11 protein-coding genes and 1 pseudogene are annotated in these 14,957 nt (G+C 59.2%); 7 read left to right on the top strand and 5 right to left on the bottom strand.

Annotated features, from left to right (window positions below; genetic code table 11):
* The first annotated feature begins 1 nt into the window (after window position 1).
* On the top strand, window positions 2-3,391 hold the full coding sequence (locus tag M1D43_RS28530; protein ID WP_318853489.1) for an AAA family ATPase: 3,390 nt from the start codon (window positions 2-4) through the stop codon (window positions 3,389-3,391).
* Window positions 3,392-3,601: 210 nt separating this feature from the next.
* Here the strand turns inward: M1D43_RS28530 and M1D43_RS28525 are convergent.
* Window positions 3,602-3,866, bottom strand: a pseudogene (locus M1D43_RS28525) (Fic family protein); the annotation flags it as partial.
* On the opposite strand from M1D43_RS28525, the gene M1D43_RS28520 reads away from it, so the two are divergent.
* Complete coding sequence (locus tag M1D43_RS28520; RefSeq protein ID WP_164822812.1) at window positions 3,805-4,284, top strand: ester cyclase; 480 nt, start codon at window positions 3,805-3,807, stop codon at window positions 4,282-4,284. The pseudogene M1D43_RS28525 and the gene M1D43_RS28520 overlap by 62 nt on opposite strands.
* A gap of 341 nt (window positions 4,285-4,625) precedes the next feature.
* Here the strand turns inward: M1D43_RS28520 and M1D43_RS28515 are convergent, their stop codons facing one another.
* Both M1D43_RS28515 and eglC read right to left on the bottom strand, forming a co-directional pair.
* Window positions 4,626-4,835 (bottom strand): hypothetical protein, encoded by a 210-nt coding sequence (locus M1D43_RS28515; protein ID WP_013845569.1) that lies wholly within the window; start codon window positions 4,833-4,835, stop codon window positions 4,626-4,628.
* A gap of 510 nt (window positions 4,836-5,345) precedes the next feature.
* Window positions 5,346-6,743 carry an endo-1,3-1,4-beta-glycanase EglC gene (gene eglC, locus M1D43_RS28510; protein ID WP_010967830.1) on the bottom strand — a complete coding sequence of 466 codons (1,398 nt, stop codon included), beginning with the start codon at window positions 6,741-6,743 and terminating at the stop codon, window positions 5,346-5,348.
* 318 nt (window positions 6,744-7,061) lie between these two features.
* On the opposite strand from eglC, the gene M1D43_RS28505 reads away from it, so the two are divergent.
* The 4 genes from M1D43_RS28505 to M1D43_RS28490 all read left to right on the top strand — a co-directional run bounded on the left by M1D43_RS28505 (window position 7,062) and on the right by M1D43_RS28490 (window position 12,145).
* The gene (locus tag M1D43_RS28505) at window positions 7,062-7,517 is read left to right on the top strand and encodes a transposase (RefSeq protein WP_010967829.1); all 456 of its coding nucleotides are present in this window, start codon (window positions 7,062-7,064) and stop codon (window positions 7,515-7,517) included.
* A gap of 916 nt (window positions 7,518-8,433) precedes the next feature.
* Window positions 8,434-8,736, top strand: a complete 303-nt coding sequence (locus M1D43_RS28500; protein ID WP_498814569.1) for a hypothetical protein — start codon at window positions 8,434-8,436, stop codon at window positions 8,734-8,736.
* A 98-nt stretch (window positions 8,737-8,834) separates the two neighbouring features.
* Window positions 8,835-10,598 (top strand): adenylate/guanylate cyclase domain-containing protein, encoded by a 1,764-nt coding sequence (locus tag M1D43_RS28495; RefSeq protein ID WP_015242161.1) that lies wholly within the window; start codon window positions 8,835-8,837, stop codon window positions 10,596-10,598.
* A 248-nt stretch (window positions 10,599-10,846) separates the two neighbouring features.
* Entirely contained in the window at window positions 10,847-12,145 is a 1,299-nt protein-coding gene (locus tag M1D43_RS28490; protein ID WP_017267452.1) for a mechanosensitive ion channel family protein, read from the top strand.
* Window positions 12,146-12,243: 98 nt separating this feature from the next.
* Here M1D43_RS28490 and M1D43_RS28485 read toward each other — a convergent pair whose 3' ends face one another.
* Both M1D43_RS28485 and M1D43_RS28480 read right to left on the bottom strand, forming a co-directional pair.
* The gene (locus tag M1D43_RS28485; RefSeq protein ID WP_498814568.1) at window positions 12,244-12,756 is read right to left on the bottom strand and encodes a pilus assembly protein N-terminal domain-containing protein; all 513 of its coding nucleotides are present in this window, start codon (window positions 12,754-12,756) and stop codon (window positions 12,244-12,246) included.
* A gap of 112 nt (window positions 12,757-12,868) precedes the next feature.
* Complete coding sequence (locus M1D43_RS28480; RefSeq protein WP_010967824.1) at window positions 12,869-14,164, bottom strand: pilus assembly protein TadG-related protein; 1,296 nt, start codon at window positions 14,162-14,164, stop codon at window positions 12,869-12,871.
* Between the two features lie 259 nt (window positions 14,165-14,423).
* Here M1D43_RS28480 and M1D43_RS28475 point away from each other — a divergent pair, with 259 nt between their 5' ends.
* Entirely contained in the window at window positions 14,424-14,936 is a 513-nt protein-coding gene (locus M1D43_RS28475) for an A24 family peptidase (RefSeq protein WP_014528725.1), read from the top strand.
* Window positions 14,937-14,957 lie beyond the last annotated feature (21 nt).

Below are 14,957 nucleotides of genomic sequence, written 5' to 3'. Positions count from 1 at the left end.
CATGGACATCGGTGCCTGGCTGCGCGATCAAGGGCTGGGACAGTACGAAGGCACGTTCCGCCAAAACGACATCGATCCTGAAGTACTCAGGCATCTTACGGCCGAGGACCTGATTGGGCTTGGCGTCGCTTCAGTAGGGCACCGTCGTAAACTGCTTGCCGCCATCGCCGCACTGCGTGAGGTCGCTGAACAACCCAGCGGCGCAGCTGGGTTTGGCGCGACACCTGTAATCGTCCCGGAGGCGGAGCGTCGTCAGCTCACGGTGATGTTCGTCGACCTTGTCGAATCGACCAGGCTTTCCTCACGACTCGATCCAGAGGAGATGGGCGAACTGCTGCGGGGCTATCAGCGTGCGGTGGCGAGTGCGATCGCGCGATTCGAAGGACACGTTGCCAAGTACATGGGCGATGGCGTGCTCGCTTACTTTGGCTATCCGCGCGCTCACGAGGATGAGGCCGAGCGAGCGGTGCGAGCGGGGCTCGCGGCCATCGAAGCAGTGCGGAAGCTGCAACCACCGCATGGGGAGACGCTGGAAGCTCGCGTCGGCATCGCGACCGGCTTGGTTGTTGTCGGCGAACTGATTGGCGAAGGTGCAGCGCGTGAGGAGACGGTAATCGGCGAAACACCCAATTTAGCGGCACGACTACAAAGTGTCGCCGAGCCGGGAGCTGTGGTGGTAGCATCCGCTACCCGGCACCTGATAGGCGGTCTGTTCGATCTCGCCGAACTCGGCTTCCACCCGTTGAAGGGATTTGCTGCTTCGATACCTGCGTGGCGAGTGCTCGGTGAAAGCTCTGCGGAAAGTCGCTTCGAGGCGTTGCACGGGGCGAGCCTGACCCCGCTCGTCGGTCGCGAGCACGACATAGTCCTCCTGCTGAAGCGCTGGGAGGCAGTCAAAAAGGGAAAAGGCCGCGTTGTGCTGTTAGCGGGCGAGCCCGGCATCGGCAAGTCGCGTCTTGTTCGTGCCCTGCGCCGGCGTCTGGAAGGCGAGCCGCATACGACAGTAAGTCACTACTGCTCGCCATATCATCAGACCAGCCCGCTCTATCCGGTTATCCGCCTTCTGGAGCGGGCAGCTGGTTTCGCCGCGGAGGATCCCCCCGAAGTGAAATTGAGCAAGCTCGAAGCGCTGCTCACGCAATCGACCGAAGAGGTCGCGGACGCGGCTCCGCTGCTCGCGGCGTTGCTGTCGGTGCCAGCGGACGATCGCTATCAGCCGTTGGAGTTGAGCCCGCACCGGCAGAAGAAGCGAATGCTGGAGGTACTCGTCGATCAGCTCATCGGGCTCGCGGCACGTCAGCCCGTTCTGGTAGTATACGAAGACGTGCATTGGGCTGATCCTACATCGCTTGAGTTGCTGGATCTTGTTGTGAACCGAGTGCAAGACTCGCCGGTGCTGGTGCTCATCACATTCCGGACCGAGTTTCTCCCACCGTGGACGCGCTATCCCCATGTCACCGTCTTGACGCTTGGTCGTTTGAGCCGTCGGCAAGCCGCAGAGATGGTTGACCGGCTGACCGGCCGCAGGGTTCTGCCTACCGAAGTGCTCGATCAGATCGTCGCAAAGACAGACGGCGTTCCGCTCTTCGTGGAGGAACTAACGCGCGCGATATTGGAGACCAGCTTGCTTAAGGACGAGGGCGATCACTACGCTCTCGCGAGGCCACTGTCGGCAATCTCTATTCCAGCTACGCTTCACGAGTCGTTATTGGCCCGGCTCGATCGACTTGCGCCGGCCAGGGAGGTAACGCAGGTGGCCGCCGCAATTGGTCGAGAATTCTCGCATGAGTTGCTCGTGACCGCCGCGCCGTTGCAGACGAGCGAGGTAGAGGAAGCACTGGAGGACCTCATTGCGTCGGGGTTGGTGTTCCGCCACGGGACTCCCCCGCAACTGACCTATAGCTTCAAGCACGCGCTCGTACGCGACGCCGCCTACGCCACCCTTGTGCGCACGAAACGACAAAGGTTGCACGCGGCGATCGCCACAGCGATCGAGCAACGCTTCCCCGAAATGGTGCAGACGCAGCCGGAACTTTTAGCCCAGCACTATGCGGAGGCGGGACGGCTAGAACCCGCGGTCAATTATTGGCTCAGAGCCGGGCAAGCAGAGATTGCGCGATCCGCAACGACCGAAGCGATTACCCATTTGACAAGAGGGCTGGAGCTGCTTGGAGGACTGCCTGATGATGCTGCGCGATGGAGAAAGGAACTCGAATTGCAAGTCGCTCTCAGTGTCGCCCTCATGACTGCCAAGGGTTGGGCAGCGCCAGAGGTCGGCCGGGCAAATGCGCGAGCACGCAAATTATGCGAGCGGCTGGGGGACAAAAGCAGGCTCTTCCCTGTCCTTTATGGGGACTGGGTCTTCCACGTCGTGCGCGCTGAGCTGGAGGCGGGGAGGAAGGCGGGAGAGGAACTGCTCCGGCGCGCGCAGGAAGAACGGGAGGTGTCCGGTGAAACCGTCGGCAACCGCATCGCTGGAACCGGTGCGTTTCTTCGCGGCGAGATCGCTAGTGCCCGTGAATATCTGGAACGGTCGCTCGCACTCTATGACCCGCAGCAACACCGCGCCCTCGCGTTCCTGTTCGCCCAGGACCCTCGGGTGGCGGGGCTGTCGGTCCTCTCCTTGACCCTCTTCGCTCTTGGGTATCCCGAGCAGGCCCAGGCGAGAAGTAACGAGGCATTGGCGGACGCAAGGGAACTTTCTCACAGCAACACGCTTGGTTTCGCCCTGCTCTACGGCTGCATCCTGTCGCAGCTTCGCGGTGACTGGCGAGAAGCCCGAGACCGGGCAGATTCACTAATCACGCTCGCAAGAGCGCAGGGTTCTCCGCATTTCCTCGGTGCCGGTAAAATTGTGCAAGGTTGGACGTTAGGACAGACGGGTGAGTTACCGGCGGCCAGCACGAAGGTGCAAGAAGGCTTAGCGTCATGGCAGATGACTGGAGCGAGATTCCTGGTTCCATACTTTTTGAGCTTGCTCGCGCGCGTCGAGACCCAGACCGAAGGAGCAAAGCGAGCCTTGGATTTGCTGGCCGACGCGCTGCAGCAAGCGCGCGAAACGGGCGAGCGGTGGTTCGAGGCGGAGTTGCATCGGCTGACGGGCGAGCTGATGCTGCAGCTGCCCGCGTTTGATCGTGCCGAGGCGGAAGCACGGCTCCAGCACGCGGTCTCGCTGGCGCGAGGGCAAGGCGCTGACTTGTGGGAGTTGCGCGCAGCGATAAGCCTAACCCGACTATGGATCGGGCAGAACCGGTTCGGCGACGCTCATCGCCTGCTTGCGCCACTCTGCGGCAAGTTTACGGAGGGTTTCGCTACAACGGATCTGCAATCTGCCCAACGGCTGCTTCGTGAGACAGCCGGTTTCAATGGCGCGATCAGGTCATCCGACTAGTCAGCCGAGCTGCTTTGTGCTGCAGCGGGATGATCGGTGCGAGCGGAGCGGAGGACGCGACATGCCTTTTAAAGAAGGCCACGCGACGCCATAAATACGCGGCGTCTAACGTAGTTCCGCTCCGGTTATGGACGCCGCTGCACGGGCCAAAATTATCGGATCGGCATGACGAAGGAGCGGTTTCGATCCAAGGTCGGCGGCGGCGATGCGGTAGAGCAGAGGTTGTCGAAGCACGCCTGTCGCGCAAAGAGAGAGGGTGATCAGAAGCCGGCCGAGGCGGCCATTGCCGTCCAAGAAAGGATGAATGGTTTCAAACTGGATATGGATCAGGCCGGCCTTGAGCAACCGGCGGAATGCTCGGCGTTTCTTCATGAATGAATCTTGCCCAGTGACCATGGCACGTCACGACTCGTTTGGCGTCGGGCGGTACGAACGTAGCGTTTTCCGGCCGTGTGCCGCCGATCCAATTCTGTGAGTTGGCCTTTCAACGTAAGGAGACAGTTTTGATCAGACAACTCGCTGACATATATCGTGCCTACTTGGATTGTCTCAATCGGCAAGCCTGGGACGAGCTTGGCCACTTCGTTGACAACGAAATCCAGCATAACGGTCGGCTGCTAAGGATATCGGGCTACCGGGAAATGCTGGTGAAGGACTTCGAAGACATTCCAAATTTGCAGTTCAATATTCAACTGCTTGTATGCGAGCCGCCGCGCCTTGCCGCCCGCCTCTCATTCAATTGCTCACCTAAAGGCGAGTTCTTGGGCCTGAGCGTCAATGGACAACGAGTGTCCTTTACGGAGAACGTTTTTTACGAGTTCGTAGGATCGAAGATCGTTTCGGTATGGTCGATCATCGACAAGTCGGCAATCGAGGCCCAACTCTCACAGTAGGGAGAGTTGGTCAACGACGGCCTTAAGGCCGAATCGAATACGTCATCGTTGACCGGTAACATGCTGCCTCCGGCGACGATCAGGGACGACTTGTCGATGGCAGTCGGCGCCCAGTTCCTCAAAGAGATGCGTCGAACCGAGGTTCAATCACGATCGACAACCAACTATAAGGGTCCTGACGCTTGGATCGTTCATCACGATATCTCGATGAGTTTGCCCGACCGCGCTGCATGCGGTAGCGACGTTGACGGAAGTCATCTGGCCCACTGACATCGGAAATCCAGGCCTGGATTGAAAGCTCGTCGCTGCGCCAGTGCGATGAACGCCTTGGGGCGGAGCATTCAGGCATCTCGGCTGGCAACCGGTACCTCACAACGCCATTTTCTGACGCTTAGGCCTGGATGCTGTCCAGACCAGTTGCTGACATACATAACGGAACGGAACATACATTGCGTCAGCGAATCTTGGATCTCGAGCTCCAGGCGCTCCTCACGGCACTTTTCGGGTGCTGACAAAAGGCATACCGTCAGTACAAGAGTTACCGGCCCCATAATCATGCCCTCCTGCGCTCGAATTAAGCACACGCGGATAGCGTCGATGACCGTATTGATGAACTAGGAACCCATTCATGTCATGTGCGCTTTCCCTTTCGTGCACGAGCTGTTTCTGCAGATTTCGGTTCTAGGCGCTCATTTATGACAGTTACTGGAAATCCCCGCAGTTCCTAAGGGAACAAGTTTGGCGATTTCCCGGAGATCTCGATCGGGGGCACTTCGTCCCGTTTCCCTTCTTGCCCCATGAAACTGTCAACGAGCCCAACCGGTCTGCCGGGTGAAAACGCCCCAAGTGAGCGTTTGCCCTTGCGAAAGATTCTGATTGCACCGACGTCTTCGCGGCACGTCGATGCTTGATGAGGAGCTGGTCCTTCATCAAAGAGAACGCATGCACGGTGTAAAGAATGGTTAGCGAAAGCGGGTTCAGTCGATCCATTCTGACCGGCAGGGCCTTGGGGCTGCCGGCCGCTGGAAACCTCTTTCCTGGTTCAGGTCTGCTTTCCTAACTCAGATGTGCCAGTCGGCGTCGAGCGAATAGGCCTTGACATAGTCGACCTTCATTTCAGCGCCGCCCATGAGCCCGTCGGTTGGCGGGCCTGCCATCCCGCCAATCGCAAGATTGACAAGCATGTACATCGGATCGTGCATGTCCGAGGGCGTGTCGGCGCGTGCGATCGCGGCATCGTCGAAGTACCAGACGATCTCCTCTTCCGTCCAAAGCACACCATATTTGTGAAAGCCACTTGTATCGGTGACCCTGGCTGCGCTTGCGATGCTGGTCTGAGAACCGGTCTCATTGGAATGCACGGTGGCGATGACGGTATTCGGATCCTGGCCGTGCATCTCGACCACATCCAGTTCCGGGGGCCAGGTGCCGTCGCCCGGCAGCAGCCAAAATGCTGGCCACGCCCCCTGATCATCCGGCATGTCGGCGCGCATCTCGAAATAGCCGTAAGTCTGAGCAAATGACGAGTAGGTCGTCAGCATGCCGGAGGTATAATCATACCCGTTGGTTTCGGCTTGGATCGCCTGTGAAGCCGGCTTGGCGGTGATCGTGAGAACGCCGTCCGTCACGGAAAATGGATTGGCCGAGGCGGTCGGCTGATAGGTCGGATTGACGTACCATTGCAGCTCGTCATTACCGGTGAGGGTTGCCCCCTTCTCGGGTGCCCACCAGTACTTCGGGTCCCAGACACCGCTGGTACCATCGCTGAGCTGCAGAGTGTTGAAGTCATCGGAGAAGGTCTGCGTCAGAACGGATCGGTCCAGCGCCAGGCTGAACTGGTTCGCATGCAGCTGATCGGCGCTCGTATTTGCAAAGACGAGATACTCGCCATCGGCGAGACTGAGCTTGAGATCCAAGCCTTCCTGGGCAACGTTGGCAAGAATGTGGTCGAACGACGTAAAACCATAACCTTCGAGCCTCACCACATCGTCGGAGCCGAAGTCGCTGATCAGGTCGCTACCGTTGCCCCTTTTGAAAGCGAAGGTGTCTGCACCACCCGCCCCGGTGAGGACGTCGTTGCCAGCGCCACCGTTGATCGTCTGGCTGCCAGAGCCGCCGCTGATGATGTTGCTGGCACTATTGCCGAAGCCAAACCCTTCGACGCCGGTGACCGTCAGGTTCTCGAAATTCTCCGGCAGGGAGTAGCTCATCCAGGTGTTGATGGTATCGACGCCCGCACTGGGCGCCTCAGAGGCTCGGTTGACCCCCGAATAAAGATAGTAGATGTCGTCGCCTGAGTCCCCAATCATAGTGACATCGACGGAACTGTCAGCCCACATCGAATCGTTGCCGGCCGTTCCGTAGAGCAGCGGTCCGGACCCACTGGCGGAAAACCATGCCGTAGAACTACCGCCATAGGACAGCGGCTCGCCTAGGGCATTCGTGACAGTTCTGCTCATCGAGAAGTCTCCTGTTTAGTGGTTTGACCCCCGCCCCGCAGGGCCACCCCTAGCATCCCGTAGTGTGACTTGTCGCACACACCTCCCGCCTTAACCGAGCAAGATGGCCGAGCAAAATGGAGGTGAGGTGAGCTATGGCCCACACCCGCGACTGGTGCGCCGTGCCGTAGCTGACAGGTACGACTACGCTGCAAGCACCCATGGCTCCCTCGTACGGGGTCCAACATCAACAATCTGTAAAGCAGATGTTTGATAGTCATGTTGACTCTGTGGTGCACTCAGCAGAAAACAAAATCATAACTAAGGAGGGTATTGCTGATGGCTGACGAGAGTAACACCGGGTCAATTGCTGCGGCTGTAGCGCCAAACGCCGACGTGAAAGCACCAGCGGCTAAGAAGAAGAGGTCGCCACGGCGCCAGAAGGCGGTTGCCGAACCAAGGCGAGCTGTATCGGAGACGCCGGCCGCCAAACCGAGGCGATATAGCGAACAACAGAGAAAAGAGAAGCTTAAGCTGATAGAGACGCAAGTCACCGAAGGCAAAGTTACGCTCAAAGACGCTATTAAGAGCGCCGGCATTTCCGAGCAAACCTACTATCAGTGGAAGCGGACCGTAAAGCCGGTTGAGCAAAAGGCCGAGAAACGTCTTCCCACCGGCGAGGAGCTGGCGGATCTCGTTCGACTCGAAGAAGAAAACCAGAGGCTCCGCAAGCTTCTGGCGGAGAAGTTGCGAGCGGAAAATGCCGACCTGCGCAAGAGGCTTGGGCTGGATTAGTCACGACCGGGATGCGCAGGCTCGACGGTCGCTTCGGCGTCCTACTGCGTGACGCCAAAAGCTCGAGTTTGCTTCCAATTTCTAATTGGGCCGGCAAAATGATGCGCTGCTGGTTCCCCGCCGTCACCTCGCGAAAGGCTCGCTAGCTGCGAGTGGGCACGTAAAGCATAGAGCCGCGCGTGAGCTGAAAGGCGCGGGGAGGGGCTGTATTGGTGCGGTCATCAGGCGCGGCGCGCCCGACCGGCGTTGTCCTTTTCACTTTGCTTGGGACCGACAGGCTATGAACGCCACAACGGAGATTCGCTGGGGAATCAATGTCGGTGCGACGACAGCCAAAAGTCCCAAAACTCAATCTGGGGAGACACGGACCTGAGGACTCTGGAGCGCGACGTGAAGGAGAAGGCGTCGCATCTGTTATGCCCTTCTCAGCTGAAATCGCACCGGCACTCCGACAAATTCAGGTTTTAGCGAGATGCGGGCGATGTCGACATTGCACGAGCAGTGATTCTGACCGCCGGCGGAGCAGAGCTCGATGTGCCGAGGCAGCAGGAGCGCCCGCCAGGATCTTAGGCTCGAACAAGATCTAGGGGCACTCCTCGAAAGCGAGCAAGCGGCTCAGGCGGCTGTTGGCGGGACAGCTTCATGCACAACTTGCTTTTCAAGAAGAAGCTCTCGCGGTTTGATGTGGTATAGCGGGATTGCACCCCATTCTGGACAAATCGCCGGACTGACGCCTCGGTAGCCTCCGCTGGTGATCGAATAGCGAAAAAACGGACGTCTGAGGTGGAGTTCGAGTAGAAGGTGTGGCGCCTGATTCGATCGTTTTCGGCAACCCAGGCGGACTGCGAATATCGCCCGATGCATGCTACCGCTCGGGCCCGGGCGAGCGTATTATCGGGGCTGCGACTTCACGAGGATGGATGATTTGGATTTACAGGCCTTCAGAGATTCGCTCGCCGAGCCACAACCGCCCGTCGGTCTAAGCCCTGCGCTGGAGGCGCTGTGGTGGGATGGAAAGGGCGATTGGAACAAGGCGCACGAACGCGCGCAGGAGCACGAGAATAGGGCGGGTATGGATGTGCATGCCTATCTCCATCGCAAGGAAGGCGATCAATCGAACGCAGAATATTGGTATCGCAGGTGCGATATCGTCCCATCGACCTTGACGGTCGATGAAGAATGGGAAGAGCTCGCACGGGCACTTTTGAAGCAAGGCTGAGCTCTGCTCTCGAAGTGGTTCTGCATGTTTTGACGTTGATGGACGGAAAGGGACGGCAGATTTTTTGATCCGCGGGCACTGGGAAGGCGCAATCGCGTATGGCCAAGGAATCCATCAGACGCCGGCTTGCAGCCATTCTGGCCGCTGATGCGGTCGGTTACAGCCGGCTCATGGAGCGGGACGAAAAGAGCACCCACACTTTGCTTATGGCTCGGTGGAAAGAGGTGCTGGAGCCGCTCGTCGGTATTCATCAGGGCCGTGTCTTCAAGAGGACTGGTGACGGCGTGCTCGTTGAGTTCGGCAGCGCGGTTAACGCCGTCGAATGCGCTGCAGCACTTCAGCAGGCCATGGCGGCCGCAAACAGAGACCTGCCGGAAGACCGTGCCATCGTACTCCGCGTCGGTGTCAATCTCGGCGACATCATGGTTGAGGACAGCGATCTCTTCGGCGACGGGGTCAATGTAGCTGCCCGCATCGAGGCGCTTGCCGACCCCGGCGGCGTGGCGATTTCGGATGGAATTCATGAATATGTGCACGGCCGCACCGATATCGACTTCGTCGACAGTGGTTATCATGAAGTCAAGAACATCGAGCGGCCGGTGCACATCTGGACCTGGTCGCCTAAGGACCGCGCGAGGGAGCCCCCTAACATTGCTGCCGAACCGCCCCCGCAGCTTCCGGCGAAGCCGTCCATAGCCGTCCTTCCATTTGACAACATGTCCGGCGACCCGGAGCAAGGTTACTTCGCCGATGGTATTACTGAAGACATCATCACGGATCTCTCGAAGGTTTCCGGCCTTTTCGTAATCGCCCGAAATTCCTCTTTCGCCTACAAAGGCAAGACGCCGGACATCCGCAAGGTGAGCCGGGAACTCGGTGTACGCTATGTCCTGGAAGGCAGCGTACGCAGGGCGGCCAACCGCATCCGCATCAACGCCCAGATGATCGACGGCACGACCGGCGGCCATTTGTGGGCAGAGCGTTACGATCGGGGGCTTGAAGATATTTTCGCCGTTCAGGACGAGGTGACGCGCACCATCGTCAATGCGCTGCGCGTCAAGCTGACCGCCGGCGAGGAGGAGCGGCGCGAGAGCCGCGGCAAGGTCGATCCAGAGGCCTATGACCTGCTCGTCCGCTCCCGTCAGGCGATCCTGCAGTTCAACGCGTTGTCCTCCATGGAGGCCCGCCGCATGCTGCACCGCGTCCTCGAGATCGATCCAGGGATGGCGGCTGCCCACGCTTCGCTTTCGATTATCGCCTTGACCGACTTCATCAATCAGTGGAACGGCGCGACGCCTGACAATCTCACACAGGCACTTGGGCTGGCCCAAGAGGCAATCGATACCGACGGTTCCGAGCCGCAAGGTCACTACACACTCGCGCTTGCCCTTTCCTGGATGCGGCGTCTGGACGAGGCAGAGCACGCTGCAGAGCGGGCTATCGAACTCGACCCCAATTCCGCCAACGCCTATACGGCACTCGGTACCATTCGGGATTTCCAGGGCCGGCACGAAGAGGCTTTGGCGCTGTATACACGAGCCCACCGGCTGGACCCCCAATTCGACCTGTCGCTGCATTTCCAAGGGAGGGCTCTGTTGAATCTCGGCCGTTTTGACGAGGCCGAGGTCGCCTTCAAACGTCGGTTATTGCTTGCGCCCCGGTCGGATATGACACGCTTTTATCTTGCCTGCCTCTATGGTCGTACCGGGCGGCATGAAGAAGCGCGAGGCTACTGGCGGGAGGTATTGGGGGTCAACCCGAGCTTTTCCGTCGATCATCTGAGGCGATCTTTACCCTACCAAGATCCCCATCTGATGGACCGGCTGGTGGAAGGTCTCCGCGAGGCGGGAGTCTCTATCTAGAGCACTTTCAGAAAAAGTGTGTAACGGTGTTCCGTGCGGAAGTGCGTACTTTCAAAGTGTAGGTCGACGCGGCGCTGTAGCACTTTAATCTGCTGAATGTTTTGTCCTTCAATCGGCTACGATCAAAGGAAACATGCAGTGGGCCCCGTGCAGCAGGGCACTGCGGAAGTGAACTATTTTCCACTGGACCGCTTCGGAGTAACATTTTGTAACAGGGGGTTTAAAGATCTAGTTCAAGAGGCACCGCCGTGGATTTCATGCAGATGGTTCGACCGCTTGAAATCTGGCTCAGGACATTCGTGCTCAGCGAATGGACATTCTATCAGCTTGGGATTATCGCCGCCGGGTACGTTTTCGCCTCCTTCGTCGCATCGAGAACCGAGCCGGCGATGGAATCCAGGGCTCGGCGTATCAAGGGCAATCCAGATCTGCTGCGCGTCATCATCGCCTTCATGCGCCGCCTGAAATGGCTTTTTCTGACCCTTTGGTTGTGGCTTGCGAGCGTCATTCTCAAACAGGGTACCTGGCCGTCACAACGATGGCTGATCGCTACGGCGCTGTCCCTGGCGGCCGCCTGGTTCATAATTTCCGTGCTGACCAAGATTATCCGCAACCCGACCCTGTCGCGCCTGGTTGCCATGGTAAGCTGGGGATACCTCGCCGTATATGCCACCGGCCTTGACGGTCCTATCCTGTCGGCGCTCGATGCTGCCGCAGTCAATCTGGGCGTGATGCGTCTTTCACTGCTGATCGTTCTGAAGGCGGTTGTTCTGACAGTCGCCCTTATCTGGGTCGCAGTGCTCGTCGGCAATGTGCTTGCCCATTGGGTTCAGCGTTCGGGTGACCTTTCGCCATCGTTCAAAGTGCTGATCAGCAAGGTCATCAAGATCGCTCTAATCATGATCGCCGGTGCAATAGCATTGTCCGCGACAGGTATCGATCTCACGGCGCTGACGGTCTTTTCGGGTGCTGTCGGAGTCGGCGTCGGCTTCGGACTGCAGAAGGTCGTGTCCAATTTCATATCCGGGATCATCATCCTGCTCGACAAATCGATCAAGCCCGGCGACACGATTACGCTTGGTGAAACGTTCGGATCCATCCGCGACCTCCGCGCGCGTTTCGTGTCGGTTATTACCCGCGATGGGAAGGAATACCTCATCCCCAATGAGGACTTCATCTCGCAGCAGGTGGTGAACTGGTCGTTTTCGAGCGACTACGTCCGCATCGACGTCGATTTCGGCACCTCCTACGACAGCGATCCGCATGAGGTGGTACGGATCGCCGTCGAAACCGCATCGGCCGTTCCCCGCGTCGTCAATGACTACAACGCGCCCGTCTGCTGGATGACCGCCTTTGGTGCCTCCTCGCTGGATTTCCGACTGCGGTTCTGGATCTCGGATCCGGCAAACGGCCTGACGAATGTGCGCGGCCAAGTTCTGATGGCACTATGGGATTCATTCAAAGAGGCTGGGGTGTCCATCCCCTTTCCGCATCGAGAAATCATCATGAAGACGCCGGTGGAGATTCAGCGGCCGCCGCGAGGATAGATTCAGTCAAAAGTCTGCTCGGCGGACGGACGCCTCCTCACTCAACGCGTCATCGTTCGGTTAACAGCGGCGGCGTCCCTTGGACCAACATAATGCCGTCACTGCTGGTTGTCTGGGGAGGGGGCGGAAAAGCCGTTGCGCGCGGCAATTTGAGAGGCCGTGGCGTTGAAGTGGTCAGCGTCGTCTCCGACGAGCAGAACCGGGTCGCAGCGCCTCGCGCATGTGAAGGTCGCCCGCCGCGCGCCTTGATGAACCGTGACCAGACGGCCGCTGCTCGCAACGACATCCAGAACGAGGTTCGCCACTTCGGCGCCGTCGCTGTCGATCACGATCAGGTTCGTAGAGCCGGGTGTCTTGCCGGTGAGGATCACGGTCCTGTCGTCGCTCAGGCTTGCTTGTGCTATTCCCGTGTTGCCGATGATGACTGTGCTCGCCGGCCGAGGAAGCGCAACGGTCTTGGCAAAGTCGACGACAAGCCGCTCCACCCCTTCGGCTGCTGTGCTCCTTTGCTGAACCGGAATAATAGCCGCTTTTTGCTCGTCCGCTGCTGCGGGCCTGACCAGAGCTGACATCGCCAGCAACAAGACGGCCCCTTTTGAGCTCCTGGACATGGGAAAACTCCTGCATTGATGACAGTCGAAGTCAACGGCTGGACGTCTCTTGCGTTCCGGCCAGCTACAAAGAAGTTGCCGCTCCGCTTGCGGACATGGCGGCGTGTCGCCCTCACTCGATTAGCGACACGGTCCGACCGACCAGGATTTCCTCCGTCGGCGAGGCGCAGGTCTCCATTGTCGAATTGCCCGTGAAAGTGACCTGATCAGCAATGATCTGCGTACACCCTCCGGAAACGGTCGAGTTTCCGGTGAAGTCGATTTTGCCCGTCGGCGCGTAGAGGTTTCCAACCAGGGTCGACTCGGAATTGCCTGTTATCTTATGGAGTACGCCGGCACTTTGGCGACTGGAGAAAAACAGCAGGCCAGCAAAGGGTCCGCCGGTCGGAGCGGACAGATCGATGTCGGCGTTGCCCAGCAGATTGGCGGCCGCCGAGTTGGTGAAGAAAAAGGTAACGCCTTCGCCGGTGAGTTTTGCCCCGGCCGTTATCGTCAGTTCGCCGCCGTCTATGATATAGAGGCCAGGCTTTAGCGTGATCGTTCCCTTGATGTCCACTCCGCCGCAGAAACGGATTGCCTCGAATCCGCTTGCAAGCCGGTCGAAGACATAGGTGGAGTTCGAGACATAGGTCAGATCTCGGCAAGGAAGCTGCTGAATGTGCAGTTTGTCGGGTTCGGCGACGGATGCAAAAGGATCCGGCGTCGGCGGAACCTGCTGGACGGGTTTGCTGCAACCGGTAAGCGTGAGGCCCGTCGTCGTTACGGCTTCGCCGACGGTATACACGCAATCGGTCGACATGAGCGCGCTGCCGTTCTTCATCAGAAAGGCGTCGGCGGCATTAGAATTGGAAACCACGCTGCAGCCGGACAATAGGACTTCCGTTGAGCCGGTTACGGTGACGGCGCCCGAAGCGGAGTTCGACAGCGCAAGCACGCAAGCCTTGGAGCCGCCAGTGACCTGAGCGACCGCGCGTGCCTTCATGGTGATGGTCCCAGTGCCGAACACGGAAGAAAACATGCGCGGATGCGTCTCGGTCAACTCGACCGTCACCTTGTTCGATCCACCGGCAGAGCCCGGGGCCGTGGACACGGTGAGGCCCCCAGGCGAAAACCCGGAGCCACCTGCTACCCTGCGCGCGGCGGTCTCGAGTGCGGATTGTTGATCACCTGCGCGATGGCGCACGGCTGCGGCATAGGCCGATACGTCCGCCGCATGCTGCAGTTTACGCTTTTCCAGATACCAGTACCCCGTCTCGACCCCCAAACCCATCGCACCGACGAGCACGGGAAAAGCGACGGCAGCGATGACGGCGACGGCGCCGTCTTCGGCAGTGAGAAATCGGCGTGCGAGCCTTTGTCGCCGAGGCGAACGGCTCGCTTCACCGATTGCGTCAATTCTCTTGCTCATCCAGGTTTCCCGAAGTCGAAGGCATATCGTTACTCGGAACCGCTGCATTCTTTGGGTGAGATGCAGTAGGGCGTTCCAGTGGGACGATATATCCCGCCTGCCGCCTGCCGACGATTCGGCCAGTCGGCCTAGTCCGGGCCGCAGCCCTTCGCGTGGCGTGCTTAGTCCATCAGGTCGAATGGATATTCCTTAGCGCAGTGGGCACATTCCGGACATTCCAACCGGCCCCGCATCGGCCCTTGTGCATGAGGCATCGACGATGATCTCGACATCCGCAGCTTGGTTCGCTTTCCTGCTTTTCGCCGGAGCGATGACTTACGCCGGCATCAGGGACGTGGCGACGATGACCATATCCAACCGCCTGGTCGTCTTCCTGGTGATCGCCTTCGCCATTCTTGCGCCCGCTGCAGGTCTGAACCTCGCGACGGTCATGTCGAGCGTTGTCGTTGCCTCCGCCGTGCTCGCTTGCACTTTCGTACTCTTTGCTGCCGGCTGGATCGGCGGCGGTGACGCAAAACTGCTGCCAGTTGCCGTGCTCTGGCTCGGCGCCGACCTTGCGCTCCCCTTCATCCTCTACACGTCGGTTATCGGCGCGGCCCTGACCGTTGGGCTTCTTCAGCTTCGACGGGTACCTCTACCGCTCGCCCTGAAGAAAAACGCCTGGGCGAAGCGTCTTCTCGACCGCGAGACGGGTATTCCCTATGGCGCAGCTATGGCGCCGGCTGCCCTTCTGCTGCTTCCGGAAAGCCACTGGTGCTCCGTCCTCCTTTAAACCATCGCGTGGCGATCCGCC

This window comes from Ensifer sp. R1-3, from assembly GCF_056739175.1.
This window is presented reverse-complemented; position numbering and strand designations above follow the sequence as displayed.

Bases quoted from the DNA above. Each gene is read 5' to 3' on its own strand.
- M1D43_RS28480 (WP_010967824.1), bottom strand. From the start codon at position 14,164: ATGAGCAAGAGAATTGACGCAATCGGTGAAGCGAGCCGTTCGCCTCGG.
- M1D43_RS28485 (WP_498814568.1), bottom strand. From the start codon at position 12,756: ATGTCCAGGAGCTCAAAAGGGGCCGTCTTGTTGCTGGCGATGTCAGCT.
- M1D43_RS28505 (WP_010967829.1), top strand. From the start codon at position 7,062: ATGGCTGACGAGAGTAACACCGGGTCAATTGCTGCGGCTGTAGCGCCA.
- M1D43_RS28530 (WP_318853489.1), top strand. From the start codon at position 2: ATGGACATCGGTGCCTGGCTGCGCGATCAAGGGCTGGGACAGTACGAA.
- eglC (WP_010967830.1), bottom strand. From the start codon at position 6,743: ATGAGCAGAACTGTCACGAATGCCCTAGGCGAGCCGCTGTCCTATGGC.
- M1D43_RS28500 (WP_498814569.1), top strand. From the start codon at position 8,434: ATGGATGATTTGGATTTACAGGCCTTCAGAGATTCGCTCGCCGAGCCA.
- M1D43_RS28475 (WP_014528725.1), top strand. From the start codon at position 14,424: ATGATCTCGACATCCGCAGCTTGGTTCGCTTTCCTGCTTTTCGCCGGA.
- M1D43_RS28495 (WP_015242161.1), top strand. From the start codon at position 8,835: ATGGCCAAGGAATCCATCAGACGCCGGCTTGCAGCCATTCTGGCCGCT.
- M1D43_RS28515 (WP_013845569.1), bottom strand. From the start codon at position 4,835: ATGGGGCCGGTAACTCTTGTACTGACGGTATGCCTTTTGTCAGCACCC.